Source organism: Myxococcus sp. CA033 (assembly GCF_013336625.1).
Taxonomy (GTDB): domain Bacteria; phylum Myxococcota; class Myxococcia; order Myxococcales; family Myxococcaceae; genus Myxococcus; species Myxococcus llanfairpwllgwyngyllgogerychwyrndrobwllllantysiliogogogochensis.
The window spans coordinates 70,006-96,879 of record NZ_JABUMU010000024.1; the positions used below are offsets into that span (position 1 = coordinate 70,006).

Genomic DNA, 26,874 nt, shown 5'->3' on the forward strand with positions numbered 1-26,874 from the left:
CAAGTCACGGAACGGCCAGCAGCGGGCGCGTGGAAGCGGGTGAATCCAACGGCAGGTAGAGGCGGAAGCACGTGCCGGTGCCCGGCTGGGAGTCGAGAGTGAGGTGTCCCTGGTGGGACTCGATGATGCGCTTCACCACGGCGAGCCCCAGTCCGGTGCCCTTGGCCTTGGTGGTGAAGAAGGGCTCGAAGATGCGCGCGCGCACCTCGGCGGTGATGCCCGGACCGGTGTCGCTGAACTCCACCATGACCTCGGGCGCACCCGCGGCGCGGCGCACCGCGGCCCGCAGGCGTCCCCCTTGTGGCATGGCCTGCATCGCGTTGATGGCCAGGTTGAGGAAGGCCTGACGCATCATCCGCTCGTCCACCGTGACGGGCGGGACGTCCTCCTCCAAATCCAGCTCCACGCGGACCGCGCCGGGTGACTCCGCGAGCGCACCGCGCACCGCGTCTTCCACCAGCGGCGCCAGGGGCACTGGATGGGGATGCGGCGCGGGAGGTCGAGCGAAGGTGAGCAGGTCCGCGACGATGCGGTTGAGGCGGTCCGCCTCCTCCGCGACGATGTCCACCAAGGGCTCGGCCGGACTGCCCGGGCCGATGATTCTGCGGATGGAGGCCACCGAGTTGAAGATGGCGCCCAGGGGATTTCGCACCTCGTGGGCCACCACGGCGGACAGCTCGCCCAGGGCCGCCAATCGCTCGCGACGCACGAGCTGCTCCTGCGTCCGGGCCAGCTCCACGTAGCTGTCCTTCAAATCCTCCACCAGTCGCGCGCCTTCCAGGGCCAGGGCGAGCTGGTTGGCGATGGCGCTCGCCCGCTCGATTTCAGCGGGGGAGAAGCGGCGGGTCCTCCGTGTCTCCGTGGCGACCATGACCCCGACAGGCCTGTCCCGCACCACCAGGGGCAGCACCAGGAACGCCTGCGCGGAGGAGCTGTCTCGCAGCTCCTGGTCCACGCGGACGTCGGTGACGGCGTCCTCCACCATCACCAGCTCGCGCGTCAGGAAGGCCAACCCGGTGGCGGACGCATCCGGCGCGCCCGCGGGCAGGCAGCGTCCGAGCAGCTCCGGGTGGCTGCCACTCACCGCGCGGACCTCCAGCCACTCGCCCGTGGAGTTCGGCATGAGGACATAGGCATCCGGTGTGTCGATGATGCGCGCGAGGCTGGTGACCCCGGTGGCCAGCAGCTTGTCGAGCTCCAGCGTGGTGGCCAGGGCCCGCGCCACCTCGTGCAGCAGCGCCATGTCCTCGGCGCGTCCCCGCAGCTCCTGCAACAGTCGATGTGTCTCGATGGCCGCCGCGAAGTGGGTGCCCATCGCCTGCAGCGTCTCCAGCTCCAGCGGGGTGAGGTACCTGGGCTCGCGGAAGAGGATGCTGAGTGTGCCCACGCCTCGGGAGCGCACGCGCAGGGGGATGATGACCAGCGTCTGGAAGCCGCGCTGTCGCAAGTCCTCGCGCAGCCCGTTCGGGCAGTCTTCCACCTCCACCACCAGCGGCGCACCCTCCTGCTGGGCCTGGTTGCACAGTCCTCCCGCCAGCCACAGCCGCGCGAAGGGGTCCGTGTCCGCGTCGTCCAGGTCCATGCCGCGCGCGTACGCCAGCTCCATCTGGTTCTCTTGAGGGAGCAGGATGGTCACCGCGTCGCAGGCCACCAGCCCGACGATTTCCTCTGTGCCCGGCCCGAAGAAGGCGCGCGGGTGGGGCGCCGACGCCGCCTCCGAGGCCAGTCGGTTGAGCGCCGCCAGCGCCGTGTTCTGCGCGGACAGCCGGGAGATGGTGAGCGCCGCATCGAGCGCCGCGGACACCTGCGCGCCGAACAGCCGCACCGGCGCCATCTCCTCCTCGCGCAGCCATTCTCCCGCCACCGCCAGCATCGCGCGGGGACGGCCCTCCACGTCGATGCGCACGGCGATGGTGTGGGCCGGCCCGGCCCGGTTCAGCGCGCTCCGAGCGCAGTCCGCCTGGGCGCCGTCGAGGAACCAGGCCGCCTCCTGTGACAAGTCATTCGAGTAGGCCGAGCCCTCCTTCCACGCCCGGAACAGCAGGGACGGCCAGCGGCCCACCACGTCCCGCACCCACCGTCCGCTCATCATCCGCGCGTCCGGAGGCACCAGCGCGACGGGGACGAAGGTCTGCCCCAGCCGCACCCCCTCGCCTTCGGGTGACAGCCACGCGAAGGCGAGCCCCAGCTCCTCGAGCCCGGAGAACACCCGCCGCAGTACCTCGCCCTCGGTGCGCAGGGAGGGCAGCCCCGCGCCCAGCTCCGCCAGCCGTTGGAGCACGCTGCGCCGCAGGCCCCGGGACGTGACGTCGCGCACCAGCGCCACCCAGTCGGGCCCGCTGGGAATGATGGTCATCTCCACCTGTCGTTCTCCTGTTGCCGTGCGAAGCGCCGCCTCGTAGGTGCTGGATACCGATTCGCCGCGCAGTCGGCGTGACTGCTGCTCCATCACTTCCGTCACGCTCGACTCCGTCAGGAGGAGCGTCGCCGGGCGACCCACGATGAGCTCGCGTGGGTGCCCCACCAGCATGCCGAGCGCATCATTCACATACACGAAGCGACGCTCGCGGATGACGCAAACGCCGACGGACATCTCGTCGAAGGAGCCATAGGGAGCTCCGCCCCGGATGGATGGATTCACGGCACCCATGACTCTTCCACCGCATGCAAGGGTGGAGAAGTGGGGCTCCCGACACTTAGATGACCAGACCACAGACGCGGCCAACGACTCGCGGTTTTCCCTTACATCGCGAGACGCCCGTGTCATGTGTTGACGCGCGTCACGCGGGATGCGGGCGATGACAGGAAATGATGCGGGCGGGCCCGGAAACGAGGGCTCCGCCCGCGAGTCAGTCCATGAACTCGCCAGGTCTCCCAGCGAGCAGGCGGCGACTCAGGCCGACGCGCCGGGTCCCTGCGCTGAGCCCCGGTGGTGGACCTTCTCGTACAGCCCGATGAGGTCCGCCTGGCCCACGATGTGGCCCTCCATCGCCTTCAACAAATCCCTGCGGGTAGGCCGGCCCAGGTTCGGCAGCACGACGTCCAGGGCGTACAGCTTGAAGAAGTACCGGTGCCGGCCGATGGGGGGCATGGGGCCCCCGTACGCCTGGTGGCCGAAGTCGTTCAGCCCCACCCGCGTCCCTGGGGGCAGCACGTCCACCTGGGCCCCCTCCGGCAGCCCCTGGGCGCCCGGGGGGATGTTGTAGAGGACCTGGTGGCAGAAGATGCGCTGGGGATGCTTGGGGTCCGGAGCATCCGGGTCCTCGACGATGAGCGCCAGGCTCTTCGTCCCGGCGGGTGGGTTCTCCCAGTGCAGGGGTGGGGCGGTGTCCTCTCCTTCGCCGGTGAAGGCGATGGGGATGAGGTCCCCGTCCTTGAAACGGGGGGACGTCAGCACGAGGGGCTTGGGCATGGAGTCCTCCGACAATCGGGATAGGAGCAAGCTGGCGACGCGCACACCCCGGCGCGGATGAGCGACGCCCCGGCCGCTGGGGCGCCGGGCACCAGGGGAGCGGGGCGGGCGGGCCCTCGGTGAGGCTCGCGAAAAGGGCCGGCTCCCGCTCTGGAGGTGATAGCTGCGCTTGCCGGTGCCGCAACCCCCGCTGGCGCTGTCCCGTGCCGGGACACTGTAGCGGTTGCACGTGTCGCTCATTCGGTGTTAAGCGGCGCCCGCGTGTGAAGGGGTTGGATCGGGTGGCATGGGAAATCCGAGGGTTTCCCAGGGTTTGGGGAGGCGTCCGAATGGTGGAGCAAGAACCCCCAAATAAGGTCGGTTCGGACGGCAGCGAGCTGGGACCCATGGCTCGCCACATGCGGGCGGCCGAGCCCTACGTCTCGGCGGTGTGGAAGCTGGTGGGTGGGGCGGTGGTGGGCGTGCTGGGCGGCTACTGGCTGGACGGAAAGCTGGGAACGGCGCCGTGGCTGCTCCTGGGGTTGAGCCTGCTGGGTATCTGCGTGGGCTTCTACGGATTCCTCCGGGAGATGGCCCGACTGGGGAAGCGGAAGTGACGGGGCAGGGCGAAGAGAAGGACCCTTTCGGCTCCCACGCGGGGCTGGCGGCCGGGGTGGCGGTGGTGGGCGCGGCCGTGGCGGGGCTGTTGCCGACGGTGGTGGAAAACCGGGTGTCGGCGCTGTGGGGTGTGGGTCTGGCGGCGGTGACGGGCGTGGTGGCGCTGTTGTTGAAGCGGCGGGCGGTGAAGCAAGACCTGAAGGCGGCCATGAAGGTGGTGGCGGTGGTCTTCGGCCTGCGGGCGGTGGCGGTGTTGGTGGGGCTCTTGGGGATGATTTCGCGAGGTCTGCAGCCGGTGCCGTTCATCGCCGGCTTCTTTGGCGTCTACTTCGCGCTGCAATGGATTGAAGTCAGCTACGTGATGGCCGCGTCCAAGGGCGCGGCGGGCGGAGACGAGTGATGCGCAAGGCAATGGTGCTGTTCGCCTCTCTGTTCGTGGCCACGGCGTGGGCTTCGGAGTCCGGGGGCCACGGTGAGGGAAGCGAGCCGAGTGTTCCGGACTACATCCTCCACCACGTCGCGGACACGAACGACTTCGAGCTCGAGGTCCCGCTCAGCCAGCCCATCCACCTGGGCGCGATTCCGCCGCTGCGCATCGGCAGCTGCGAGCCGGTGATGACGGACCACGGGCTGGTGGCGCCCACCGGTTGGCCGGGGCTGATGGCGGGCTGCCTGGACCTCTCCATCACCAAGCACACGGTGATGATGTGGCTTGCGGCGCTGCTACTCCTGGGCACCATCTTCATCTGGAGCAGCCGCGACAAGACGAAGCTGGTGCCGCGCGGTACGGGCGCCAACCTCATCGAGATGCTGGTGCTCTTCGTTCGTGACGAGATGGCCATCAAGAACATCGGCAAGGAGGACGGCCCGCGCTACGTGCCGTATCTGCTGACCGCGTTCTTCTTCATCCTCTTCATGAACCTGCTGGGCCTCGTCCCCTGGATGGCCACGGCCACCGGCAACCTGGCCGTCACGTGCGGCCTGGCGCTGTGCACCTTCTTCGTGACGCAGGCTGCGGGCATCCGCTCGGCGGGCCTGGGCGGCTACCTGAAGCACCTGACGGGCGGCGTGCACTGGTCGCTGTGGATCATCATGATCCCCGTGGAAATCCTCGGGCTCATCTCCAAGCCCTTCGCGCTCACGATGCGTCTGTTCGCCAACATGCTGGCGGGCCACATCGTCCTCTTCTTCCTCATCGGCCTCATCTTCATCCTCGGCCATCCCGCGGTGGCGGTGGTGAGCGTGCCCTTCGCGTTCGCCATCTACCTGCTGGAGCTGTTCGTGGCCTTCGTGCAGGCGTACGTCTTCACGCTGCTGTCGGCGCTGTTCATCGGCATGGCGGTGGCCACGGGCCATCACCACGACGACCACGGCCACGCGGATGACCACGGCCACGGCCACTCCGAGCTGGGTGGCAGCCACGACCACGGCAAGGCGCACGCCTGAGACAGGTTAGCGGGGCGCGAGCAGTCGAGCGCCCCGCGTAGAAGACCTGGCGGTTCGAAAGGCCGTCAGAGGTAGTCCTGAAGGGAATCACGACCCCCCCACAAGTGGGTCCTTCGCTAGAAAAGAGAAGCACCGCCATGACCAACCTCGCTCTTGCCTTCCTCGCCGCCGGTTTCGGCGCTGGCCTGTCCATCATCGGTGCCGCGCTCGGCATCGGTAAGCTCGCCGCCGCCGCCATGGACGCCACGGGCCGTCAGCCCGCCGCCGGTGGCGACATCCGCACCACGATGATCATCGCCGCGGCCCTCATCGAAGGCGCCACGCTGTTCGCGCTGGTTGTCTGCGTCCTGCTGGCGACCAAGACCGCCTAGTTTCAACGCAGGTGCCTGGGAAGCGCCGGTGCTCGCGGGTCACATCGCGGGTGCCGGTGCCTCTTCGCAGGCTGTTTCACCCTGAAGACTCCCTCGCTGTCTCCTCCCTCACGCCGGACACGCCACCATGTTCCTGCCCAACGTCCTCGCCGCCAGCAGCCTCGTGAGCGTCCAGCCGGGCCTCATCTTCTGGACCCTCGTCACCTTCGTCATCGTGTTCTTCGTCCTGAAGGCGAAGGCGTGGGGACCCATCCTTCAGCTGGTCGAGGAGCGTGAGAAGCAGATTTCCGCCGCCATCGAGAGCGCCAAGCGTGAGCGCGCCGAGGCGGAGAAGCTCTTGGCCGACCAGAAGACGGCCATCTCCGAGGCCCGCCGTCAGGCCGCCGAGGAGACGCGTCGCAACCAGCAGGAGATGGAGAAGTTCCGCGAGGAGCTGATGGCGAAGAGCCGCAAGGAGGCGGAGGAGCTGAAGCTGAGCGCGCGTCGTGAAATCGACGAGCAGAAGACGAAGGCCATCGCCGAGGTCCGCGCCATGGCGGTGGACCTGGCCATGGATGTGGCCGGCAAGCTCATCGGCGAGCGCATGGACGACAGCAAGCACCGCGCGCTGGCCGAGCAGTTCGTGAAGGGCCTTCCGCTGAGCGGCTCCGGCAACGCCGGCGTCCGCCGGTCGGCCTAGTTCGGGGAAGCGCGCCCCCCGGCGCGCGTGTTCCAGGGAATCACCATGGCGCTATCCATCGGAATCGTCGGGCTGCCCAACGTGGGCAAGTCCACCCTGTTCAACGCGCTGTCGGCCGCGGGCGCACAGGCGGCCAACTACCCCTTCTGCACCATCGAGCCCAACGTGGGCGTGGTGCCCGTGCCGGACGAGCGGCTGGACAAGCTCTCCGAGCTCATCAAGCCGCTGAAGAAGGTCCCCACGTCGCTGGAGTTCGTGGACATCGCCGGCCTGGTGCGCGGCGCCTCCAAGGGCGAAGGCCTGGGCAACCAGTTCCTGGGCAACATCCGCCAGGTGGACGCGGTGCTGCACGTGCTGCGCTGCTTCGAGGACGACAACGTCACCCACGTCGAGGGCGGGGTGAATCCGGTGAGGGACCGGGACGTGGTCGACACGGAGCTGTGCCTCAAGGACCTGGAGACGGTGGAGAAGCGCCGCGAGCGCTCCTTGAAGAACACGAAGATGGGCGGCAAGGCCGGTGACGAGGCCAAGGCCGAGGTCGCCCTGCTGGACCGCGTGAAGGCCGGGCTGGATTCCGCCATCACGGTGCGGGCGCAGAAGCTGACCGAGGAGGAGAAGGCCGTCATCCACGACCTGTTCCTGCTGACGGACAAGCCGGTGTTGTATGTGGCGAACATCGGCGAGAGCGAGATTGGCAAGGAAGACGCCAACAAGCACGTCGCGGCGGTGAAGGAGATGGCCGCGAAGGAGGGCTTCGGCGTGGTGGTGCTCGCGGCGGCGCTGGAGTCGGAAATCCAGCAGCTCCCCGAGGCCGAGCGTCCGGGCTTCCTGGAGAGCGCGGGGCTGACGGAGCCGGGCCTGCACAAGGTGGTGCGGGCGGGCTACACGCTGTTGGGCCTGTGGACGTACTTCACGGTGGGCGAGCAGGAGTGCCGCGCCTGGACGATTCACAAGGGCTACACGGCGCCGCAGGCGGCGGGCGTCATCCACTCGGACTTCGAGCGCGGCTTCATCAAGGCCGAGGTGATGCGCTGGGAGGACCTGGTGAAGCTGGGCAGTGAGTCCGCGGTGAAGGAGAAGGGCATGCTGCGGATGGAGGGCAAGGAGTACGTCGTGAAGGACGGCGACTGCATGCACTTCCGCTTCAACGTGTGACGGGCTGACGCGGCCCTCTGAAGCCGCGAGCTGATGTACCGCGCGGGCGCGTTCTGGAGGGCCTTGGGGCCTTCTGGGAGCGCCCGCGAGGCGTTTCTGGGGGCGGCTCAGAAGCTGATGGTGGGGCCGCGCACGGCGGTGAGGACCCAGAGGCCGACGCCGACGAAGGCGAGCAGGGTGGTGAAGAGGGCGGCGCGGCGGATGCGCGGGCTGCCTTCCGTCTGCTGGCGGGCGTAGAGCCACATGCCGCCCACGCGGAGGATGACGAAGAGGGCCAGGAGGATGGGGCCTGCCACGAGCCATCCGGAGGGGCGTGAGAGCAGGACACCCCAGGAGGCGAGGAAGGCGACGTTGCCCAAGAGGGAGGCGATGGCGAATCGGGGATAGGCGCGTCGTGGGTCCACAGGCGCAGTGTCCACCGTGCGGCGCGCGCGGCCAACCTGGGAGTGCGCGGGGTGGCGGGAAGGCGACATCGGTGGGGGGGCTATGTCGCCACGAAGTCGGACGCTCACGACGAGGGAGGCGGCGCTACCAGTGGCAAGCCGAGAGCGTGGACAGTTGGCCCGAGGTGATTTCGAGGATCGAAACCACCCCTTCCCCTTCGTACACGGAGCAAACAGCCGTATCGCCGTATATCCTGCACCAGTTTGAGCAGAGCTCGACGCTGAAGAAAGATTGGTTTGAGCGGCACGGGCCCTTGGGGAGCACTCCGCTTGCGCATGGATTGCCGCACTTCGCGATGACGGCGGTGCTTGTGTCTCCCTTGGAGACTTTACAGATTCGTCCATCTGCTCGCGGGACGCTTTCCTCACCTGCGCATGCAGACGCGAGCATGATGGCGCCTGTGCGTATGAATGCGCCGAGAATGGTCTTCGCTGATAATGAGGCCACGGTTCCTCAGTGGGATTGTGGTTGGGTCGGCTACGTGGCGGTGAGCCGCGGTCAGGGCTCTTTGTTGGGCTGACATGATTCTGGGATGCGGACGACTCTGCCGTCGGAACTTCGTTGCGCATCATGACTGGGAGACCTGACAGCGAGACATCCCTCTTCGGTGAAGAGCGTGTAGTCTCTGCCGTATTCATTTCTGGGAATTCCAAGCAGAATGCATGCATCACCCGCACATTTGGGTGGGGCCAACTCCTCCAGCGATTGAGGCCACGTTCCTGTTGCCCTTTTGTAGGCAACGACCGCTGTTGCTACTTCTTGAAGATACCGCTTGGACTTGGCGGTGAAGTACGCTGATTCAGACCAGACTTGTAGTGCACCAGCCGCCAAGATAGCGACCCCGACGCCGACTCTCACGAGTATGGCCTTCCTGCTCAATCGAATGGGCAGCTTGTTTGGGACGGGGTGGGGCGAGCTACCTGGACGAGATTGGCTATCGGTCAAGGAGAAGTCTCAGCTTCCGCAGCGTACCCTGAAGGACCATGTTTGCCGTCCTCCCTGTGGTCTTGCCGACCGGTAGGTCGCCTTCGATCAGTAGCAGTTCTTGATCGGATGGTTCATGTGCTGGCCGTCCAGCTTGCTGCGGAAAGGTTGACTGGATTCGATAACGTTCAATTCGCCAAAGGCGGCTGAAGTACTGCCGAGTGCCTGACCTCGCCCGACAGATTTCAATCCTGAGCCTGACTTCTTCTCCTCCAACGTCCATGGGTTCCAAGTCAACGACACGAGTCACCTCGCTTCCAATCACGACCTTGGATGGGCGGTTGCGCGGACGCTTGGCGCTTCTGACAGGTACAGGTGCGATGCTCTTTGTGCTGGACGGGATTGGCTTTTTTGATTTGTGCGGCAAGACAGGCATGTCCTTTCTGTCCCTGCTCAGCGGGTACCACATAGTTCGGAGAGCGCTTGTTTACTTCAATAGCGCACCGAAACGTTTGCAATCTTCTTGAAGTTGATGCCGGTCGGGATTCAGTTCCGTCGAATACAAAAGAAATCCCCCGCCGCACTCGATTCGCCAGAATGAGTACCCCTGGAAGCGACACGGCTTCACTTCCTTTGCGCCACCACAAGCCTGATCGAGGGCGCGGCGCAGGGGAGAATCGGGCTTCTCACGGTCCGACGAGCGCGACTCTCGCAGCCACACACTCATCACGCGCTTCAGGTCGCCCTCGACAAGAGCCCCGAGTTGGTACGAATTCGAGGCGAGCATGCGTACGGACATCCAGGTGTCCTTCTCCTCTGACTGGTTCACCCAGCCCGCGGCTTTCACGCTGTCCACAGGATGTCCTGGCACAGGCAAACAAAGGCCAAAAATCGCGAGTCCAGCACAAAGCGATGTCATGGATATTGCTCCAGTTCAGCGTGCGCCACATGGGAGGAGTCAACCATGATGATGTGAAAGTGTCCAAACGAACGCTCGGATGAGCTTCAAGAGGGCTCTCCAACGGCAAGTAGTGCCAGAAACTTCTCCAGTAGTTCGTACTGTGCTTCTGCATATCGAGGCATGTCTAAGCGCACGTCGGCGTCCGCCAGGTAGTGCCATATGAAATCGGGCAGGCCCAAAATCACTTCTGGCGCAGACTCAATTTGTTCGCGCACTCGACTTGCCTCCTTGTTCCATTTGCCCAAGGATGCCTTGTCCTGCGGCTCAGTCATTCTGAGCTGCCGTAAGTCATCTGCCAACTCGGCGCGAGTGTATTTCACGGCCGCCCCTGTTCCAGGAAAATCAGATGTTGATGTGGTTGTTTTTCAGGGTTTTGTGGTGAATCATGGTTGACATGGAGAGCGGGCGCTCGTTTTTGGATCTGATTTGTATCGTTAGGGGGAGACATCAGCCGGACTATTTGTCCCACTCGAAAGCTCACGTGTCTTCCTCCCTCACGGCGTGTCCCAGGCGCGGTCAGACATCGATTGACCGCCGCTCTGTTCGGCCAGTTGCATCATCGAGTGCCCTCGAACACCTCGGGAAGCGGCGGGGTGAGCAGGTACACCGCAATCATCGCGGCGGTGGAAAAGAGTGTGACCGCGGACCACCACGCCCCACGCCGAGGCCAGGCTTCCAGCGAAGCGGTCAATCGTGGAGCTATCCAAACGATTGAAGCCAAGAGGCCGTACCAGACGAACTCGATGAAATTCGCCAGTGACTTGATGGCGTGATTCTCGGCCCATAGATGCAGCATGACGCCGAGCTGAACGGCTGCGAATGAGGCCAGTGCCAGGCAGAGCCGCCATGGGACGCGAGAGCGAAAGAGGATGAGCCACAGCAGTGATACGCCGAGGGCATAGCCCAATAGGAATTGAATCAGTCCCATGGTGTGAACCCCATTTTTCTGGTGTGGCTCATGGGTTGATGACCTCTCTGGCGTATTCTGTCTTGCCATCTGCGTTCATGTACCAGATGCGTTCAGTCCGACCGCTCGCAGTGCGCTCATCGCGCAGGATGAATCCGTCGACACCGACGATGCAATACCGAACGCGCAGTGTGCCCTCTTCTCTAAATGGGCCGCAGGCATAGAATCCTCGGGGGACGCCTGTGTCGGTTCTGGAAACGAATATCCAGTAGGGCCACGACAGGACCACGCAGGCCGCGAAGGTGATGAGAGCCACCACGATGTGTAGGGGTCTCATTTCTTGGGTATGCAGATCGGTGGGGCGCCATGGGCCGAACCAGCGCAGGCCATATCGCCTGGGCAGGCTGGGTGCCCATCACCGCAGAGGATTTCGCAGCTTCGATACGACTGAAATCGACCCCACCAAGGCTTTGAGAGTGGCATCGCCTCTCTTGGCCACCCCATGCAGTATTGAGCAGACATCCCGCGGCAATCCTCGTCGATAAGGCACTCCCCCTGGATGCCGGTAAGGAGCCATGTCGTCAGGGCTGTTGAGATGATGGTGAGTACCCAAAGGATCGGCTTGAGCGCGGCCACGACTACCACCCCTCGGAGATTGGATTCCCGTTCATCGTTCGAAGCCTCAGCCCTGTATGCGGAAGGTTCTCATTCTCGAGTCGAGGAGTGGGGAGCATGCACATAGCGGGCCCTGGGGCGCAGCAGGTGGCCCTGCTCCCGCTGCTCCAGGATGTGTGCGACCCAGCCCGCCGCGCGTCCCACCGCGAAGATTGTCGCCGCCGCTCCCGGGGGCAGGCCCAGCGCATCCGCCAGCATCACCAGTCCCAGGTCCACTGACGGCGCTGGGTGTCCCGCTTCTGTCATCGCCTCCTGGACCGCTCTTGCCACTTTGACTCTCGGCGCCTCCGGTCGTACCTCCCTTGCCGCCTCGATGATGGGCGGGGACCTTGGGTCTCCCTCGGGGTACAGCTGGTGGCCGAAACCGGGCACCGCCTCGCCTCGGCGCAGCCGCTCGTACACCACGGCCGCCGCGCGCTCTGGCTTCCCCACCTCCGTCAACAGCGCCTCCACCCTGTCACACGCACCACCGTGCCTTGGACCCGATAGCGCTCCCAGTGCCGCGCACAGGCACGCGTACAGGTCCGCTCCCGATGACGCCGTCACCCGCGCAGTGAAGGTCGACACGTTCAGCTCATGGTCCGCGCACAACACCAGCGCGCGATTGAGCAACTCCGGTGCTCGCTTCACCTTGGTGTCCCACGCCAGCGCCAGTGACTCCGCCACCGTTCCCGCCCGCAGTGCCCGAGCCACCCGCCCCGGTGCATGCGCCACGCACACCCATGCCGCCAACTGACGCAGCAGTCGTCTCGCTCGCGCCTTCTCCTGTTCGGGCGGCGCGGCGAAGCGCACCACATCCCTGGCCGCCAGCAGTGGCACCAGTGCGGACAGCGCCGCCACCGGAGGTGTGTCTCGCGGCAACAGTCTCGCCAGCTCCGACGGTGGAAACGGTGGCTCCTCGCTCTCCCACCGTGGGTCCTGCTCCGGGAGCCTCCCCGTCCACAGCAGCTCCGCCACCGCTTCGAGACTCCGCCCCTCCAGCGCCACCGCCGAGTGTCCCCGGTACGCCAGCCCCTCCGCGCCCACCTGTGACACGGACGAGTCGATGACCGGCTCACCCCAACGCAACGCCCCCGAGGCCACCGCCGCGTGCCCCGCACGGGCGTCGTGCCTTGTCTTCAGCCGCTCCAAATCCGAGCGCACATAACGATTCTCCTTCGTCCCCGGCTCCGGCACGCAGCGCACGAGCCCCCGGCTCACGTACGTGTACAGCGTCGCCCGCTTCACCCCCAGGAGCGCCGCCGCCTCCACCGCCGTGACGAGCTCCTCCTCGGGTCGATGGTCGAATCGAGATTGAGAGCGTCCACCCTTGCGTCTACTCATATCTCCGCAACCTCCTGAACACGCATTGTCGACTCGACTCGATTCCATTGTCGATGTGAGCCTTTCGGCCCATACGGCGCTCGGGACGACGCGAGAGGAGCACTGTCATGCCTGTCGTCGACTTTGGTCGCACGTCCGAGGACTACTCGAAACACCGCATGGGCTTCCCGGATGCCTTCTTCACCCGTCTGGCCCGAGAGAACGTCCTCCGCCCCGGACTCCGTACGGTGGACGTCGGCTCCGGCACGGGCACCGTCGCACGAGGACTCGCGCGACACGGCTGCTCGGTCACCGCGCTCGATGTGTCCGCGTCCATGCTCGCGGCCGGACGCCAGCTCGCCTCCGAGGCAGGTCTGTCCATCGACTCACTCGAAGCCCCCGCCGAGGCCACGGGCCTGCCTTCCGGCGCGTTTGACCTCGTGACGGCAGGTCAATGCTGGCATTGGTTCGACCGTCCCGCCGCCGCGCGCGAAGCCGCTCGCCTGCTCGTTCCTGGCGGCAAGCTCGTCATCGCGCACCTCGACTGGATATCCCTGCCCGGCAACGTCGTCGCCGCCACCGAGGCCCTCATGGGCGCCTTCAATCCCAATCCACCGGACCACGCTCGCTTCGGCTGCGGCGTCGGCCTCTACCCGCAATGGCTCCATGACGTCAGCGACGCGGGCTTCACACCGCTGGAGACCTTCTCCTTCGACGTGCTCCTGCCCTACACCCACGAATCCTGGCGAGGCCGCTCCCGCGCCAGCGCCATGGTCGGCGCCACCCTGCCTCCGGATGACGTGGAGCGCTTCGACGCCGCCCACGCCCGACTCCTCGCCGAGCGCTTCCCTCACTCCGCGCTCGACATCCCTCACCGCGTCTTCGCCCTCATCGCCACGCGTCCCTGAACCCGGAGCACACCCCATGTCCTCACATCCCCACGTCGTCCACGAGCCCACGCTCCCGTGGACCGAAGTCACGCAGGGCCCCCGTGTCTCGTACCGGCGCAAGCAACTCGGCGCCGCCGCGAAGGGACAGAAGCTCGGCTGCAGCCTGATGGAACTCGCACCCGGCAAACACGCCTTCCCGCTCCACTTCCACCTGGCCAACGAAGAGGCCTACTTCATCCTCTCCGGCACCGGCCGCCTGCGCCTCGGTGACACGTCTCTGCCCGTGAAGGCCGGCGACTACGTGGCCCTCCCCATTGGCCCCACGGGCGCGCACCAGCTCGTCAACGACGGCACCGAGACACTCCGGTACCTCGCGTTCTCCACCATGGTGGAGCCGGACGTCATGGTGTACCCGGACTCGAAGAAGGTCTGTGTCACCGCCGGCTCCGCCCCAGGTGGCGACAAGGCCGCGCGAACCCTGTACACCGTCCTGCCCCTCTCCGCCGAGGTGGACTACTGGAGCGGCGAGGAGCGATAGAGTTACCGCCCTCATGTCCCCCTTGCTCGACGTGCTCACCCGGGAGCGACTCCTCAAGGACCGCGAGGCCGCCACGGAGCTGCTTCCCCGGGGCGAGCCGCCCCACGTCTCCTTGCTTCGCCTGTGTGACGCGGGGCTGCTCATCGGCGGCCTCTCCGTCGCATACGGCGTCCGCCCCGACGAACTCATGGGACCCCTCACCCTGGCCATGGGCGGCGCGGCGCGGAACCTCAAGGTCGTGGATGTCCGTGAGCGCCCCGTCCTGGAGCTGCACGTCCAGGCTGGAGACCTCACCGAGCGTTGGGAGGTGGAGGACCTCTCCGTCCTCGTCCACAACCTCAATGACCTCTACCGCGACGCCGCCGATGTGCGCGCGGTGGCCGAGCTGGGGGAATGGGAGGACGCCCTCCAGCTCTGGTGTGTCGACAAGCCCACCCTGCCGCGCCTCGTGCGCCAGCCTTTCTTCGCGCCCCGAAACGCACGGGCGCTGACGCGTCCGGTCGACTGACGTCAGATACGACCTGGCATGCTCTCGCGGTAATCCCAGGTTCTGAGGCAGCATGGGGGGCACATGCGTTTAGCGCCCTGCCTGCCGCTCCTGCTGCTGTGGTCCTCCTCCGTCCTGGCCGAGCCGGACTCCTTTGGTCTCGGCAACGCTCGCAGCGGCGCCCTCACCGTCAACACCGCGCGCACCATCATCAACACCGCGATGCGGTTGCCGACCGGCGCACAGCGCGGTGACTCGACGCTCGCGGTGGAGACCTCCACGGTACCTCCGACGGGGGGACTGGTGATGGTGCACCAGACGATGGGCTTCCCGTCCAGCACCCCTTCGGGCAGCACGGGCCAGACGAGCCCCGGGGACGTGGGGCGCTGGGAGCTGGCGCGCGTGTCCTTGGTGACGGTCGGCACTCCCACCGTGCTCCGGCTCACGGCGCCGCTCATGTACACCTATACCTCTCCGGGCGCCCAGGTCGTGACGGTGCCCGAATACAGCACCGTCAGCGTGACGGCGTCCGGCTCGCTCGTGGCGCCTGCCTGGGATGGGAACAGCGGAGGCATCCTGGCCTTCCTCGCCTCGGGCACGTTGACAAACAACGGCGCCATCCACGCCGACGGCGCGGGCTTCCGGGGTGGGGCCTTCACCAACAATGGCTCCCGCATGGCCTGCGAGGGAGGAGACCTCTCCACCACGCTGGGCGGCTCCTACAAGGGAGAGGGCCTGGTGGTGGAGCGCTTCGGCTCGGCCTCCGGGCGCGGCAACCTGCTCAACGGCGGCGGCGGCGGCAACTGCAACAACGCGGGCGGTGGGGGCGGTGGGCACCGGGGCTTTGGCGGAACGGGCGGACGTTCCTCCTTCTTGGATGGCTCGCGTGACGTGGGCGGCCTGGGCGGCTCGCGGATGGACTACTCGATTGTGGAGGCTTTCCTCTTCGGCGGCGGTGGTGGCGCGGGTGAGGGCGACAACGGCGTGGGGAGCGCGGGAGGCGCGGGCGGAGGCGCGGTGTTCCTCCGCGCGGCCAACGTTTCGGGAACGGGCCGCATCTCCGCCACGGGCGTGAACGCGTTGGCGGCGGGTGGCGAGGACGGCGCCGGAGGTGGAGGCGCGGGTGGCTCCATCATCGTGCGGACCTCTGGCGCGTTGAACTGCGGTCAACTCGATGTGCGAGGCGGGAGCGGCGGCAACGTGCTCGCGACGTCCTTCCAGCTCGGGCCAGGAGGGGGTGGTTCGGGTGGCTACGTGCTGCTGAATGGCACGCCGCTATCGTGCGGCGTGGGGTCTTCGGGAGGCGCCGCGGGGGTGACGTCCGCCAGCGCCGGCGCGCATGGCCCCACGCATGGCGCGGGCGTTGGAGGCGGCGGTTCCGTGACGCTGTACACCTATTCGTATGCCACGCCCGCCACGCCGACCATCACCCTGCCGACCGCGAATGCAGTGGATGTCTCCGCGCGGCCGCGCATCGAGGGCGTGGCGGACCCGGGCTTGCGCATCATCATCTCCGTGGATGGCGTTGAGTTGGCCCAGGTGACGTCGAGCACCGATGGAAGCTTCTTCACCGAGGTGGACGAGCCGCTGCCCGCCCTGTCTGGTGGCGCTCACACGGTCTCCGCCATCTCCGAGGGCCTGGGCGCGTACAGCAGACCCGGGGCCTCGAGCTTCACCGTCGTCGCCGCCCCCGTGATTTCCCAGCCCATCATCGTCGTGCCCGAGGATGGCGAGGTGACGGGCCCCACGCCCTACATCGCGGGCGTGGCGCCCGACGCTCTGACGGTAGGTCTGTACGTGGACAACCGCGACGAGGTCATTGTCCCCACGGACTCCTTGGGCCGCTTCCGCTACCAGATTCCCGACGACGCGCCGCTGACTCCGGGCCCGCACCGCGTCAACGCGCATGGGCACAACAATGACGACACCGGGCCCACTTCTCCCAACACCGTCTTCGAGGTCGTCCTGGAGGACGAGGACGCGGGCACGACGGTGCCGGACGCTGGAGATTCGGGAACCGTGGATTCGGGAACCGTGGACTCGGGGACGCCGGGCCCGGACGCGGGTTCGGGAGATGGTGGCGCCGTGGTCACTCGTGAGACGCCCGTGCTGGTGGTGCCCGCCGAGGGTGAGTTGGTGGACTCGACGCCCCTGTTCGCCGGTGTCGCGCAGGCCGGTGCTTCCGTGTCACTCGAGGTGGATGGGGTCCTCGTGGTCACCGTCGTCGCGGACTCGACGGGCACGTTCCGTCACGTCGTGCCCGCGGACAGCGCGCTCTCCATGGGGGCGCATGCCGTGTCGGCGTACTCGGTCAACGGCGAGTCGGGAACGCCGGGCCCCCGGTCCCCGAACACGGGCTTCGAGGTGCGTGGACCCACCGCGTTGAACGTGGGCTGCGGCGGCTGCGGCGCGTCTCCCGTGGGCGCGGCGGGTGCGTGGGTCCTGCTGGTGGGTGTGGCCACCTTGATGCGCAGGCGTCGGGGCCCGTGACGGAGCCTGCTTCCCAACCACAGTGGCGAGGCGCGCCGTGCCTCGCCACCGGTTGACTCCGCGGGCGACGCGAAAGCCTAGTCGTCGCTCCCGAGCAGTGAGCCCAGGCCGACACCACCGAGCACGCTGCCCTCGTCGCGCGCGCCACCCGGACGCGCGGCGGAGAGGATGCGGCCCGCGAGCCGGCTGAAGGGCAGGGACTGGAGCCACACCTTGCCGGGCCCTCGCAGCGTGGCGAAGAAGAGTCCCTCGCCGCCGAAGAAGGCCGTCTTGATGCCGCTCACCATCTGGATGTCGTAGTCCACGGTGGGTTGGAACGCGACGATGCAGCCGGTGTCCACGCGCAGCAATTCGCCGGGGCCCAGCGTGCGCTCGCGCAGCGTGCCTCCCGCGTGGATGAAGGCGAGGCCGTCGCCCTGGAGCCGCTGCATGATGAAGCCCTCGCCGCCGAACAGGCCGGTGCCCAGCTTCTTCTGGAAGGCGATGCCCAGCGACACGCCCTTCGCCGCCGCGAGGAAGCTGTCCTTCTGTGCAATCAGCTCTCCGCCCAGTTCGCGCAGGTTCACCGGAATGATTTTGCCGGGATAGGGCGCCGCGAAGGCCACCTTGCGCTTGCCGCCACCCCGGTTGAGGAAGACGGTGGTGAAGAGGGACTCGCCCGTCAGCAGCCGCTTGCCCGCGCCGAGCAGCGAGCCCAGAAAGCCGCTCTTCTTCTCCGAGCCGTCACCGAAGATGGTTTCCATCTCGATGCCGTCCTCCATGTACATGAGGGTGCCGGCCTCGGCCACCGCCGCTTCCTGCGGGTCCAGCTCCACCTCCACGAACTGCAGGTCGTCGCCGTAGATGTGGAAGTCGACCTCGTGCATCTGCGCCATGGAATCGCTCCGTCGTCGTAAAGGGACGGCGCACCATAGCCGCCCCGTTGCATGGCTCAACCCGCGAGCACACGGGAACGCGTCCCGGCCTCACGGGTTTGCCGATGCGTGAAAGACGGAGGGCTCGCGCTGCTACTGCGCCAGCAGGATGGAGAGCGCGGTGACGAGCTCTTCATCCTCGTCCGCGAGCGACGGAGGAATGGTCAGCGAGACGCTCCTGTCCAGCTTGGTGCCGCAGGTGCGCGCGCCCTCGTAGCGGTGGGGGCGGGTGATGAGCAGCTCGTAGCTGCACGCGCCCACCGTGCCGGTGATTTGCTGGGGACTCACCTGGAAGTTGGTGAGCTTGCCGCCGAAGGTCCCCACGGCATCGAGGGTGTCATTCGTGTCCGTCACCTTGACGTTCACGGGGCCCTGGCCGTAGGTGCCGCGGATGGTGTCGTTCTCCAGGGTGAGGTTGACGGGGCGGCCGAACGCCTGGCCGCGCACGGCGTCGGCATCGTCGTCGAAGGAGAGCTGGATGTCCGGGCCGGAGAGGTTGTCGTCGGTGACGCCGACCGTGACGGAGCGGTCCTGGGTCTTGAGGTTGAGGGAGGAGGGCGCTGCTGGCGCGGCCAGGGCGGAGCCACAGGCGAGCAGGCCGAAGGCAAGGAGGCGCGGGGTCTTCATGCGACTCAAGGTAGGTCGTGGGGACACCCCGTGTGCTCAGTCCGCAGGCAGGGCGGGCGTGCTGCCTCCGGCGGGGAGCTCCACGGAATCTCCACGCTCGGGGCGCAGCACCAGCTTGCGCAGCGTCCAGCGGTCCGTCGCGTAGGCCACCTGGGCCTCGAGGACGCCCCGGCCGAGCGGGCCCTGGACGGTGAGGTCGAAGTCCACGAGCCCCTCGTCGGGCGTGGAGCCGTGGGCTCGCAGGGTGAGGAAGCTGCTCGTCAGCGGGGTGCCCAGTCGCCCGGTGGCGAGCGGGCTGGACTCCGCGGTGCGCAGCGCCAGGCGGTGGACGTCATTGCGGCGCAGCTCCTGCTCGATGCCCTGGAAGAGCGAGCGGGAGACCCAGGCCACACCGCCGGCGAAGCATCCGAGTCCGCCGAGCACGAGCGCGGCCGCCACCATCCAGCTCTGCCAGGGACTGTCGAGGCGGTGCGGGCGCATGAGGATCTCCGGGTCCCCTCACTAACGGGCGGTCGCGCGGGTTGCCGGGCAGGCGACGGAGGCGGCCATTATGCTCCGCCTCCCCACCGGGTGCGATTCACCCTGTTCGGAGGTCCTGGCCGTGGCGGAGCTGTCGGAGAGCGTGGAGCGAGAGTCACGGAGGGAGTCGCGTGCGACGCCCAGGCGGGTGTTGCGCTGGCTGATGTCCCTGGGCGGCATCCTCACGCTGATGGGCGGGCTGCACGCGTACCTCGCGGTGCGGTTGTTCGTGAGCCCGGCGTGGCCCTCGCCCTGGGGTGTCCTGGGCGTGGCGCTGATGGTGCTGCTGTTCGTGTCGATACCGGCCGGAGTGCTGGGCGGCCGGGGCGAGCCATCGACGGCCCGGCGCGTGTTGCAGTGGACATCGTACCTGTGGCTGGGGAGCTTCGGCATCCTGCTCAGCGCGGTGGTGACGGCGGACGTCGTGGGCGCGGTGCTGGGATGGACGGGCGTGGTGACGGATGCGCTGGCGCTGGCCCGGTGGAAGGCTGGCGTCGTGGGCGCGGTGACGGTGCCGGCGGTGGTGTTCGCGTTCGTCACGGCGCGCGGCAAGGCGACGGTGGAGCGACTGACGGTGCCGGTGAAGGGGCTCCAGCCGGGGCTGGGCGGCCTGCGAGTGGTGCAGATCTCCGACGTCCACGTGGGGCCCACGCTGGATGGACGGTGGCTGCGGCGCGTGGTGGAGCAGGTGAACGCGCTGAAGCCAGACATCATCGCCGTGACGGGAGACCTGGTCGATGGTGGGGTGGAGGAGCTGCGCGAGGAGGTGCGCCCGCTGGCGGAGCTGCGCGCGTCGCTCGGCGTGTTCTACGTGACGGGCAATCACGAGTACTACCACGGAGGCCCCGCGTGGGAGGCGGAGGTGGCTCGGTTGGGGCTCACGGTGCTGCGCAACACGCACCGCGTGGTGGAGCGCGATGGGGCACGGCTCGTCGTTGCGGGCGTGACGGACCACGACGCGGGGCACATCGTTCCCTCGCACGAGAGTCGTCCAGGCGCGGCGCTCGCCGGGGCTCCCGAAGGCGTGCCGGTGGTGTTGCTGGCGCATCAGCCGCGCTCGGCGCTGCGAGTGGCTCAGGCCGGTGTGCGCGTGGACCTGCAGCTGTCCGGACACACGCATGGCGGACAGGTGTTCCCGTTCATGTTCTTCATCAAGCTGCAGCAGCCCGTGGTGCGGGGGCTCGCCACCGTCTCCGGCGTGCGCGTGTACACGCACCGGGGCACAGGCTACTGGGGGCCGCCCCTGCGGCTGGGACCCTCTCCCGAAATCGCGGAGCTGACGCTGGTTCCGGCAGCACAGTAACTTATGTAATCCGGAGTCGGCGGCGGCGTGTCATGCTCACCGGGATGCGTCCGTCCGCCTGTGCGGAGGTGTTTGCATGACGACCTTGGGCTTCGATGAACTCCTCACCACGGCTCGCGGCGTGGCCGCCGAGTCCGTGCTCGTCGTCACGGGGGCTGGCATCAGCCTGGCCAGTGGAATCCCCACGTTCCGGGGCACGGACCCGGGCGCGGTGTGGGCGAACGAGGTGACGCAGAAGGGGACCCGCGCCTACTTCAAGCTGTTCCCGCACGAGTCCTGGAAGATGTACCTCCAGCGCCTCGAACTGGCCCGGAAGGCGAAGCCGAACGCGGCGCACGCGGCCCTGGTGGACTGGGAGCGCTGGCAGACGGGGCAGGGGGGCGGCTTCACCGTCGTCACGCAGAATGTCGACTCACTGCATGAGCAGGCCGGGAGTCAGGCGTTGGTGAAGGTGCATGGGAGCCTTCAGCTGGCGCGGTGTTCCGCCCGTGGCTGCGAGCTGGGGCCGCCCACCGGCACCATTCCGTTGGAGACGCTCGACTTCAGTGCGTTCCACGCGAGCCCGAGCGCCGAGACGGTGCCGCGCTGCCCGAGCTGCCGCAGTCGCGTGCGACCTCACATCCTGTGGTTCGACGAGTACTACTCGGAGCACCTCGGGTACGAAATCGAGCGGGTGTACGACCTGGCGCGACAGAGTCGGCTGGTCGTCTTCATCGGGACGTCGTTCTCGGTGGGCGTGACGGATAGCATCCGCGCCCTCGCGCTGAAGCGCCTCACTCCGATGTTCAGCATCGACCCCTCGGGCGTGGCCCCGCCCCAGGGAATCCAGGCGGTGACGGGGCGGGCCGAGGAGCTGCTCCCCGAGCTCGTCCGTTCCCTGCGGGGTTGAGTTCACGGCACGGGCCCCGCGCTGCTTGCGGCGGGGATACGCTGCTGTATCTCAACCCGTGGCGTGCCGAGCGTCCTGTCAGGTGGGCGTGAAAGCCGGCGTCGGCTGGCGGCTTCATTCCACACACCGTGACGAGGGGACGTACCGATGACGACCTTCGCAGTGGATTCCGTCGAAGAGGCTGTGACGCCCCTGGAGACCGTACCCCTGGGGAGCCTGGTGGGTGAGGCGCTGTGGCTGGCGCCAGCCGCGGACACCCGGGTGGTGGACCCCGAGGGAGTGCACCCGCTGCTCGCCGCTGTCCACATCGCCTTCGCCGAGCATCGCCCCCTGGTGTTGTCCCCGGACGTGGTGTGGCTCACCCTGGCCCAGGGGTTCGCCCACCACATCCGCCTGCACTCCGAGACGCTGCGAGGCCGGCTCGTCCGACACTCGGGCCGACGGACGCTGACGGTGGGAGTCTCCGCCGCGCCCCGGACCGAGGAGGAGTTCGGCGCCACCCTCACGGCCTTCCGTGAGTTGCTCCGCGAGGAGCTGGGGCCGGGACTCCCCCGGCTCCTGTCGTGTGACTTCTCCACCAGCACCGACGTGGAGCGCATGGCGGGGGACGTGGTGTTGATGGACGCGATGTCCCCGTACTTCGACTTCGCCATCACCGCCATGTGTGGAATCCCTCGCATCACCCTGCTTGGAACTCCGGAGGACTGGCGGGCCATCCGCCGCCGCATCGACGTCCTCGCCGAGTTCGACCTGGGCTGGTGGACCTCGTCGCTCATCCCGATTGTCGATGAGTTCGTGCGCACCTCGGAAGGCCACCCGGACCGCGAGCTCTGGTCGGAGCTGTACAAGCCTCGTCGGGCGTATGGCTGGGACCGCGCGTCGGGCTGGGTGACGCGACTGTTCCCGTATGTGGGGAACGCCGGGCGCTTCAACCGACGCAACCCCATTCTCGAGCAGTCCCACGCGGACATGATGAAGTCGGTCGAGAACGGGGATGAGAATGATTGGCATTGGGGGCCCGGCCTCGCGCTGCATGAGGCGCCCGCCGGGCTGTCCTGCGTTCCGCTCCAGCTCTCGGCCGTCACGTCGGACTGGAGCGAGACGTGGTCCCTGGAGGCGGGTGTGCTCGCGGTGGCGGTGGACTCGGAGGGCGCGCTGGTGCCTCGCGCGGGGGTGCTGGTGCGGAGGTCCCACGCCTCCATGTCCCAGGTCATCGAGCGCATCGTCGCCGAGCACTCCGTGACTCGCGCCACCGAGGCCTCCACCTTCCACGGCGTCGCCGAGTTGAACGCGCTCTATGACCACCTCGCCCGCGCCACGCTCTTCCCGGACACGATGCCCTGGCGCCTGCGCTCCACGGCCGAGCACACCGAGGTCCACATCCCGGTTGACGGAAACGGAGACTTCGTCGTGCCGGTGCGGTGCCTCGTCGACCTGCCGGATGGGACGGTGATCGCGCTGCGCTACTGCAGCGGTCGTCGTCCGCACTGCTACGTGCGCCTGCGCTCGGACGCGCTGGAGCCCCTGACGGTGCCTCCCGGAAAGCAGCCCGAGGATGAGGTGATGCTGGAACTCGAGCGGGTGACGCCGCCGCTTCGCTCCCGCCAGACGGCGACGGACATCCCCGTCGTCGGTCCCTCCCTCACCGAATTGCTCTCCCATGCGCTGGAGCACGGAGGCTCCACGGAGCTGCCCGTGCTGAGGACGCTCGTCGAGGAGCTGGAGCCCTGGGAGAACCCGCCTCCGCGCGCGCCCATGCCGCAGCGCAGGAAGTGATGTCTGGGTTGGTCATGACTCACTGAACATAAATCCATGGCCCCCAGGTCTGTGCCGTGGGGCCGTGGGTATGTCATTGAGTCCCAGAGAGCGGACTACTCGGATAATTGAAGTGTAGTTTGATATTTCCGCTATTCCTGGCTATTGTTCAATGCGTGCCCCCCGCCACCACCGTCCAGCCGCGTTTGCTCCAGTCCGTCCCCGCGCCTCGCTTGAGGGAGGTGGGTGGTGTCGAGGTCTACGAGACGCGCCGCGCCATGCGGGCCTCGGGTGCGCCCTCGGTGATGGTGGTGTCCGAGTCCCCGTTGCTGCGGCTGGCCATGGGGCGGGAGCTGGCGCCGGTGGTGGGGTTGATCCACGCGACGGGCATCGCGTCGGCGATTCGGCGGCTGGAGATGGGCGTGGTGCCGGCGGCGGTGGTGGTGGTGCTGGACTCGGCGGAGCGCGGTGCCGCGCACGACTTCCTCGCGCGGCTGGTGGAGATGGACTTCGCGGGCCCGCGCATCCTGGTGTCCTCGCGCTTCTGCCCGGAGCTCGCGGAGGCGTTCGGTGGCTCCTGCCTGACGCACTTCGCGCTCGCGCGTCCGTGGCGTCCAGGGGCGATGCGTTCGATGGTGGAGTCGGCGCTGGGGTTGAGCGCGCCGCTTCGAGTCGCCGCGGGACGCTGAGGTTCATCCCATGAGCGTGGGCTTCTCGCTGGCCTCGCGGCTGGTGGACGCGGGCCGTGGTCTGCTCACGGGGGTGGTAAGCGCCCTGAGGGGTGTCGCGCGGGGGCTGCGCGTGGTGCTCACGGGCGTTTTCGGTGGACTGGTCCTGTATGCCCGAGGGCGTCCGCGTGAAGGGCGCTTCCAGTTGCGCCGTGGGCTGTGGCGCGTGGCGCAGCTTCCGGTGGACCTGTTCCTGATGCTGGCCGGGCGTGTGGTGAGCGCGGTGCAGGTGTTGCTGTGGATGGAGCCCGTGGGGCGCCGGCTGTCGGGGTTCGAGGTGGAGCTGCTGCGCCCCATCTTCGGCGCAAGCCTGGACTACGCGGCGGTGCGGGTGAAGGAGGGGCCCATCGGAATCCTGGGTGTGTCGGGGCGCGCGTTCGTCCATGGCGACACCGTCTTCGTCCCGCCGAGGAGTGGCCCCACCGACCTGGGGCTGTTGGTGCATGAGCTGGTGCATGTGTGGCAGCACCAGCATGGAGGCACCGCGTACCTCAGCTCGGCGATTGCCGCGCAGCTCTCGGGAGATGGCTATGACTGGCGCAAGGGGGTGGAGAAGAGCTTGCGCTGGGAGGAGCTCAATCCGGAGCAGCAGGCGCAGTTCATCGAGGAGGCAACGGTCGCGGGACTGATTCATCCTGACCACCGTGCGCTGTCTCCCCGCGCGCGGCTGAAGGGCTGGACGGAGAATGCGCTGCCGTTGCTGGAGGATGCACTCGCCAGCGTTCGCTCGGGACGCGGCGCGCCCTGAGTCGCGGCTCAGGCGTGTGAGGCCTCGGCGATGCAGAGGGCGGCTTCCCTCGCATCGCAGCCGTTGAGGCCAGCGCCCCAGGCGGCGTTGGCTTCGAGGAGCACCCAGCCGCGGCCCTCGACGCAGGCCGCGTCCAGCACGCAGGTGCGAGGGAGCTTCGCTTCCCTGGCCACGGTGGTCAGGAATGCGCGCGCCTCCGCGAGGTCCCCTTCACCTTCGTACATCGCACAGGTGCGGAGCTGGCCGTCGAGTGCCCAGGCCCTGGCCTCCGCGCGCACGGTGACGACCTCCGAGGACACCACGGGCGTCTCGGGCGTGAGGCCCTTGCATTCACTCCGCAGGGACTCCGGGTCATTCCACACGCTCGCGCGGAACACCTTGGGCACCTGCGACTTGATGAAGCGTGGGAAGGGCTCCGTGAGGACCTGCTCCAGCGTGGAGCCGCGCACCTCGCGGCCCAGCCAGTCGGAGTCCACGCGCAGCAACAAGTCATCGGGCGGTGAGACGAGGGTGAGGCCTAGCTTCTGCGCCAGGACGAGACAGAAGGTGTCGTTGCCATAGAGGCGGGTCCGCGCGGGCGTGACGTCGGGCGGGCTCCAGAAGCGGTCCAGTCGCAGCACCGTGCCTCCCCCTGCCTCCCAGGCGCGAGCGACCGCGTCGCGCTCCGGGTCGGCCTTGGCCGGAATCAACAGACTGAGCCCCTGGAACATGCGCGTGACGCTACCTCATCCCGCGCGGACCCAAAGGCGGGCGCGCGAGGCGCTACAGCTTCGGCGGCGACATCGGGTCGTGCTCGGAGAGCATCTTCGCCACCCGGGCCTCATCCAGCCGCGTGCCGAGCTGCTCCATCTCGTGCTGGTCTCGCACCGTCTTCGACAGGCTGAAGGTGGAGCCCACGCTGAACAGCAAGCCCATGCCCAGGAAGGCCTTCACCCAGGGGTCCAGCGGCAGGTTCCAGATGCCGACGGCCGTGACACCCACGGAGAGGGCAAAGGACAGCCAGGTCTGGATGACCCAGGCGGAGCTGTGCGCGACGACGACCTTCGGGGTGGAGCGGGACATGATGGTCTCCTCAAAAACGAGCCGTACTCTCGCTGACGTGGAGAAAACATGCCGCTTCCGCTCGTAAAGCGCATGGAACTAATCAATGCGAGATTGATAACCTGGAGTGCATGATTCAGCTCCAGCGCCTCGAGGGCTTCTACCGCGTGGCCCGTGCAGAAGGCTACGCGCGAGCGGTGAGCTCCTTCCCGTATCCCATCACCCAGCCCGGCATCCACCAGCAGGTCAAACGCCTGGAGGCCGAGGTCGGCGTCGCCCTCTTCGAGCGCGTGGGCAAGGACCGCGTCGTCCTCACCCCCGAGGGCCGCGCGCTGTACTCGCACGTCGCGCCGTTCCTGGAGGGACTGGACTCGGTGGTGCAGTCGCTTCGCAAGGGCGAGGTGGGCGGCACGCTGCGCATCCATGCCTCCGGACACGTCCTGCGCCACCTGCTGCCCGCCTGGCTGCGGCGACTCCAGACGAAGCGCCCGGACATCGAGGTCGTCCTCTTCGAGTCCAAGGTCCCCGCCGTGGACATCCTGCGCTCCGGCGACACGGACCTGGTGGTCGACCACCTGCCCGAAGTTCCCGACGAGGCGGAGGCGCGCGAGGTGGGCCGGACGTACCCCTTCCTGGTGCTGCCCTCGCATCACCCCCAGGCGAAGAGTCGCCGCGTGCGGCTGGAGTCGCTCCGGGATGACGCCTTCATCGCGTACAGCACGGACCGACACCTGCGAGAGCTCCAACTTGGGGAGCTGGCGCGAGCGGGCGTGAGACCGAAGCGGCTGCACGCGGCGGACTCGTCGGAGACCATCCTCGGCTTCGTCGCGGCGGGGCTGGGCTACTCGCTGCTCGCATCCCTGCTACCGGGTGGCCCTCGCGAGGCCGGTGTGGTCTCCCGGCCCCTGCCCGGTGTGCCCTCGGGGTGCATTCACGCCGCCTGGCGGAAGTCCGCGGCGAAGAGTCCGCTCATCCAGGCCGCGCTCGCGCTCGCGCCGAAGCCGTGAGCCGGACGTGAAACGGGGCCCCGCTTCCGCTCGAGTGGCGGAGGCGAAGCCCCGGGGGCACTGCT

At 67.7% G+C, this 26,874-nt stretch carries 28 protein-coding genes; 16 read left to right on the top strand and 12 right to left on the bottom strand.

Features of this window, described 5'->3' with window-relative positions; translation table 11 throughout:
* Positions 1-4 precede the first annotated feature (4 nt).
* Positions 5-2,641: a GAF domain-containing protein gene (locus HUA78_RS36655; protein WP_371745748.1), complete on the bottom strand. Its 2,637-nt coding sequence runs from the start codon at positions 2,639-2,641 to the stop codon at positions 5-7.
* Positions 2,642-2,893: 252 nt separating this feature from the next.
* Entirely contained in the window at positions 2,894-3,412 is a 519-nt protein-coding gene (locus tag HUA78_RS36660; RefSeq protein WP_141647718.1) for a YbhB/YbcL family Raf kinase inhibitor-like protein, read from the bottom strand.
* Positions 3,413-3,741: 329 nt separating this feature from the next.
* Here HUA78_RS36660 and HUA78_RS36665 point away from each other — a divergent pair, with 329 nt between their 5' ends.
* The 6 genes from HUA78_RS36665 (at position 3,742) to ychF (ending at position 7,660) form a co-directional block, all read left to right on the top strand.
* A complete protein-coding gene (locus HUA78_RS36665; protein ID WP_174457008.1) occupies positions 3,742-4,008 on the top strand; it encodes an AtpZ/AtpI family protein in 267 nt (88 codons plus the stop codon).
* Complete coding sequence (locus HUA78_RS36670; protein WP_174457007.1) at positions 4,005-4,409, top strand: hypothetical protein; 405 nt, start codon at positions 4,005-4,007, stop codon at positions 4,407-4,409. Before HUA78_RS36665 ends, HUA78_RS36670 begins: the two co-directional genes overlap by 4 nt.
* Positions 4,409-5,455: a F0F1 ATP synthase subunit A gene (gene atpB, locus HUA78_RS36675; RefSeq protein ID WP_174478319.1), complete on the top strand. Its 1,047-nt coding sequence runs from the start codon at positions 4,409-4,411 to the stop codon at positions 5,453-5,455. The genes HUA78_RS36670 and atpB overlap by 1 nt, the downstream gene beginning before the upstream one ends.
* Before the next feature lie 137 nt (positions 5,456-5,592).
* Positions 5,593-5,826: an ATP synthase F0 subunit C gene (locus tag HUA78_RS36680; protein ID WP_141647851.1), complete on the top strand. Its 234-nt coding sequence runs from the start codon at positions 5,593-5,595 to the stop codon at positions 5,824-5,826.
* Positions 5,827-5,953: 127 nt separating this feature from the next.
* A complete protein-coding gene (gene atpF, locus HUA78_RS36685) occupies positions 5,954-6,505 on the top strand; it encodes a F0F1 ATP synthase subunit B (protein ID WP_141647850.1) in 552 nt (183 codons plus the stop codon).
* A 45-nt stretch (positions 6,506-6,550) separates the two neighbouring features.
* Positions 6,551-7,660: a redox-regulated ATPase YchF gene (gene ychF / locus HUA78_RS36690; RefSeq protein WP_174457006.1), complete on the top strand. Its 1,110-nt coding sequence runs from the start codon at positions 6,551-6,553 to the stop codon at positions 7,658-7,660.
* Between the two features lie 107 nt (positions 7,661-7,767).
* On the opposite strand, the gene HUA78_RS36695 is transcribed toward ychF, so the two are convergent.
* The 5 genes from HUA78_RS36695 to HUA78_RS36720 form a co-directional block, all read right to left on the bottom strand.
* Positions 7,768-8,064, bottom strand: a complete 297-nt coding sequence (locus tag HUA78_RS36695) for a hypothetical protein (RefSeq protein WP_174478320.1) — start codon at positions 8,062-8,064, stop codon at positions 7,768-7,770.
* A gap of 1,451 nt (positions 8,065-9,515) precedes the next feature.
* Complete coding sequence (locus tag HUA78_RS36705; protein WP_174478322.1) at positions 9,516-9,947, bottom strand: hypothetical protein; 432 nt, start codon at positions 9,945-9,947, stop codon at positions 9,516-9,518.
* An 86-nt stretch (positions 9,948-10,033) separates the two neighbouring features.
* Entirely contained in the window at positions 10,034-10,309 is a 276-nt protein-coding gene (locus tag HUA78_RS36710) for a hypothetical protein (protein ID WP_174478323.1), read from the bottom strand.
* Positions 10,310-10,545: 236 nt separating this feature from the next.
* Entirely contained in the window at positions 10,546-10,917 is a 372-nt protein-coding gene (locus HUA78_RS36715) for a hypothetical protein (RefSeq protein WP_174478324.1), read from the bottom strand.
* Positions 10,918-11,601: 684 nt separating this feature from the next.
* The gene (locus HUA78_RS36720; RefSeq protein ID WP_174478325.1) at positions 11,602-12,894 is read right to left on the bottom strand and encodes a citrate synthase; all 1,293 of its coding nucleotides are present in this window, start codon (positions 12,892-12,894) and stop codon (positions 11,602-11,604) included.
* 107 nt (positions 12,895-13,001) lie between these two features.
* Here HUA78_RS36720 and HUA78_RS36725 point away from each other — a divergent pair, with 107 nt between their 5' ends.
* The 4 genes from HUA78_RS36725 (at position 13,002) to HUA78_RS36740 (ending at position 17,278) form a co-directional block, all read left to right on the top strand.
* Positions 13,002-13,781, top strand: a complete 780-nt coding sequence (locus tag HUA78_RS36725; RefSeq protein ID WP_174460092.1) for a class I SAM-dependent methyltransferase — start codon at positions 13,002-13,004, stop codon at positions 13,779-13,781.
* Between the two features lie 16 nt (positions 13,782-13,797).
* Positions 13,798-14,301 (top strand): cupin domain-containing protein, encoded by a 504-nt coding sequence (locus HUA78_RS36730; protein ID WP_174460091.1) that lies wholly within the window; start codon positions 13,798-13,800, stop codon positions 14,299-14,301.
* Positions 14,302-14,314: 13 nt separating this feature from the next.
* A complete protein-coding gene (locus HUA78_RS36735) occupies positions 14,315-14,809 on the top strand; it encodes a hypothetical protein (protein ID WP_174460090.1) in 495 nt (164 codons plus the stop codon).
* 63 nt (positions 14,810-14,872) lie between these two features.
* Complete coding sequence (locus HUA78_RS36740; protein WP_174478326.1) at positions 14,873-17,278, top strand: MYXO-CTERM sorting domain-containing protein; 2,406 nt, start codon at positions 14,873-14,875, stop codon at positions 17,276-17,278.
* 77 nt (positions 17,279-17,355) lie between these two features.
* Here the strand turns inward: HUA78_RS36740 and HUA78_RS36745 are convergent, their stop codons facing one another.
* The 3 genes from HUA78_RS36745 to HUA78_RS36755 form a co-directional block, all read right to left on the bottom strand.
* Positions 17,356-18,153 (bottom strand): TIGR00266 family protein, encoded by a 798-nt coding sequence (locus HUA78_RS36745; protein WP_141647309.1) that lies wholly within the window; start codon positions 18,151-18,153, stop codon positions 17,356-17,358.
* Between the two features lie 132 nt (positions 18,154-18,285).
* The gene (locus tag HUA78_RS36750) at positions 18,286-18,819 is read right to left on the bottom strand and encodes a hypothetical protein (RefSeq protein WP_174456998.1); all 534 of its coding nucleotides are present in this window, start codon (positions 18,817-18,819) and stop codon (positions 18,286-18,288) included.
* Between the two features lie 36 nt (positions 18,820-18,855).
* Positions 18,856-19,299 (bottom strand): cytochrome c oxidase assembly factor Coa1 family protein, encoded by a 444-nt coding sequence (locus HUA78_RS36755; protein WP_141647311.1) that lies wholly within the window; start codon positions 19,297-19,299, stop codon positions 18,856-18,858.
* 121 nt (positions 19,300-19,420) lie between these two features.
* On the opposite strand from HUA78_RS36755, the gene HUA78_RS36760 reads away from it, so the two are divergent.
* The 5 genes from HUA78_RS36760 to HUA78_RS36780 all read left to right on the top strand — a co-directional run bounded on the left by HUA78_RS36760 (position 19,421) and on the right by HUA78_RS36780 (position 24,761).
* Positions 19,421-20,641: a metallophosphoesterase gene (locus HUA78_RS36760; RefSeq protein ID WP_174460088.1), complete on the top strand. Its 1,221-nt coding sequence runs from the start codon at positions 19,421-19,423 to the stop codon at positions 20,639-20,641.
* Positions 20,642-20,717: 76 nt separating this feature from the next.
* On the top strand, positions 20,718-21,530 hold the full coding sequence (locus tag HUA78_RS36765; protein WP_174460087.1) for a Sir2 family NAD-dependent protein deacetylase: 813 nt from the start codon (positions 20,718-20,720) through the stop codon (positions 21,528-21,530).
* 147 nt (positions 21,531-21,677) lie between these two features.
* Positions 21,678-23,306, top strand: a complete 1,629-nt coding sequence (locus HUA78_RS36770; RefSeq protein WP_174460086.1) for a DUF4419 domain-containing protein — start codon at positions 21,678-21,680, stop codon at positions 23,304-23,306.
* 155 nt (positions 23,307-23,461) lie between these two features.
* Positions 23,462-23,974 (top strand): hypothetical protein, encoded by a 513-nt coding sequence (locus HUA78_RS36775; protein ID WP_371745749.1) that lies wholly within the window; start codon positions 23,462-23,464, stop codon positions 23,972-23,974.
* Between the two features lie 10 nt (positions 23,975-23,984).
* Positions 23,985-24,761: a hypothetical protein gene (locus HUA78_RS36780; protein WP_141647315.1), complete on the top strand. Its 777-nt coding sequence runs from the start codon at positions 23,985-23,987 to the stop codon at positions 24,759-24,761.
* An 8-nt stretch (positions 24,762-24,769) separates the two neighbouring features.
* Here the strand turns inward: HUA78_RS36780 and HUA78_RS36785 are convergent, their stop codons facing one another.
* Both HUA78_RS36785 and HUA78_RS36790 read right to left on the bottom strand, forming a co-directional pair.
* Complete coding sequence (locus tag HUA78_RS36785; RefSeq protein WP_174478327.1) at positions 24,770-25,471, bottom strand: ATP-grasp domain-containing protein; 702 nt, start codon at positions 25,469-25,471, stop codon at positions 24,770-24,772.
* 52 nt (positions 25,472-25,523) lie between these two features.
* A complete protein-coding gene (locus tag HUA78_RS36790) occupies positions 25,524-25,823 on the bottom strand; it encodes a YiaA/YiaB family inner membrane protein (RefSeq protein ID WP_174466701.1) in 300 nt (99 codons plus the stop codon).
* Between the two features lie 110 nt (positions 25,824-25,933).
* On the opposite strand from HUA78_RS36790, the gene HUA78_RS36795 reads away from it, so the two are divergent.
* Positions 25,934-26,809, top strand: a complete 876-nt coding sequence (locus HUA78_RS36795) for a LysR family transcriptional regulator (protein ID WP_174478328.1) — start codon at positions 25,934-25,936, stop codon at positions 26,807-26,809.
* Positions 26,810-26,874 lie beyond the last annotated feature (65 nt).

Bases quoted from the DNA above. Each gene is read 5' to 3' on its own strand.
- HUA78_RS36660 (WP_141647718.1), bottom strand. From the start codon at position 3,412: ATGCCCAAGCCCCTCGTGCTGACGTCCCCCCGTTTCAAGGACGGGGAC.
- HUA78_RS36665 (WP_174457008.1), top strand. From the start codon at position 3,742: ATGGTGGAGCAAGAACCCCCAAATAAGGTCGGTTCGGACGGCAGCGAG.
- atpB (WP_174478319.1), top strand. From the start codon at position 4,409: ATGCGCAAGGCAATGGTGCTGTTCGCCTCTCTGTTCGTGGCCACGGCG.
- HUA78_RS36680 (WP_141647851.1), top strand. From the start codon at position 5,593: ATGACCAACCTCGCTCTTGCCTTCCTCGCCGCCGGTTTCGGCGCTGGC.
- atpF (WP_141647850.1), top strand. From the start codon at position 5,954: ATGTTCCTGCCCAACGTCCTCGCCGCCAGCAGCCTCGTGAGCGTCCAG.
- ychF (WP_174457006.1), top strand. From the start codon at position 6,551: ATGGCGCTATCCATCGGAATCGTCGGGCTGCCCAACGTGGGCAAGTCC.
- HUA78_RS36705 (WP_174478322.1), bottom strand. From the start codon at position 9,947: ATGACATCGCTTTGTGCTGGACTCGCGATTTTTGGCCTTTGTTTGCCT.
- HUA78_RS36715 (WP_174478324.1), bottom strand. From the start codon at position 10,917: ATGGGACTGATTCAATTCCTATTGGGCTATGCCCTCGGCGTATCACTG.
- HUA78_RS36720 (WP_174478325.1), bottom strand. From the start codon at position 12,894: ATGAGTAGACGCAAGGGTGGACGCTCTCAATCTCGATTCGACCATCGA.
- HUA78_RS36725 (WP_174460092.1), top strand. From the start codon at position 13,002: ATGCCTGTCGTCGACTTTGGTCGCACGTCCGAGGACTACTCGAAACAC.
- HUA78_RS36730 (WP_174460091.1), top strand. From the start codon at position 13,798: ATGTCCTCACATCCCCACGTCGTCCACGAGCCCACGCTCCCGTGGACC.
- HUA78_RS36735 (WP_174460090.1), top strand. From the start codon at position 14,315: ATGTCCCCCTTGCTCGACGTGCTCACCCGGGAGCGACTCCTCAAGGAC.
- HUA78_RS36740 (WP_174478326.1), top strand. From the start codon at position 14,873: ATGCGTTTAGCGCCCTGCCTGCCGCTCCTGCTGCTGTGGTCCTCCTCC.
- HUA78_RS36745 (WP_141647309.1), bottom strand. From the start codon at position 18,153: ATGGCGCAGATGCACGAGGTCGACTTCCACATCTACGGCGACGACCTG.
- HUA78_RS36750 (WP_174456998.1), bottom strand. From the start codon at position 18,819: ATGAAGACCCCGCGCCTCCTTGCCTTCGGCCTGCTCGCCTGTGGCTCC.
- HUA78_RS36755 (WP_141647311.1), bottom strand. From the start codon at position 19,299: ATGCGCCCGCACCGCCTCGACAGTCCCTGGCAGAGCTGGATGGTGGCG.
- HUA78_RS36765 (WP_174460087.1), top strand. From the start codon at position 20,718: ATGACGACCTTGGGCTTCGATGAACTCCTCACCACGGCTCGCGGCGTG.
- HUA78_RS36770 (WP_174460086.1), top strand. From the start codon at position 21,678: ATGACGACCTTCGCAGTGGATTCCGTCGAAGAGGCTGTGACGCCCCTG.
- HUA78_RS36780 (WP_141647315.1), top strand. From the start codon at position 23,985: ATGAGCGTGGGCTTCTCGCTGGCCTCGCGGCTGGTGGACGCGGGCCGT.
- HUA78_RS36785 (WP_174478327.1), bottom strand. From the start codon at position 25,471: ATGTTCCAGGGGCTCAGTCTGTTGATTCCGGCCAAGGCCGACCCGGAG.
- HUA78_RS36790 (WP_174466701.1), bottom strand. From the start codon at position 25,823: ATGTCCCGCTCCACCCCGAAGGTCGTCGTCGCGCACAGCTCCGCCTGG.
- HUA78_RS36795 (WP_174478328.1), top strand. From the start codon at position 25,934: ATGATTCAGCTCCAGCGCCTCGAGGGCTTCTACCGCGTGGCCCGTGCA.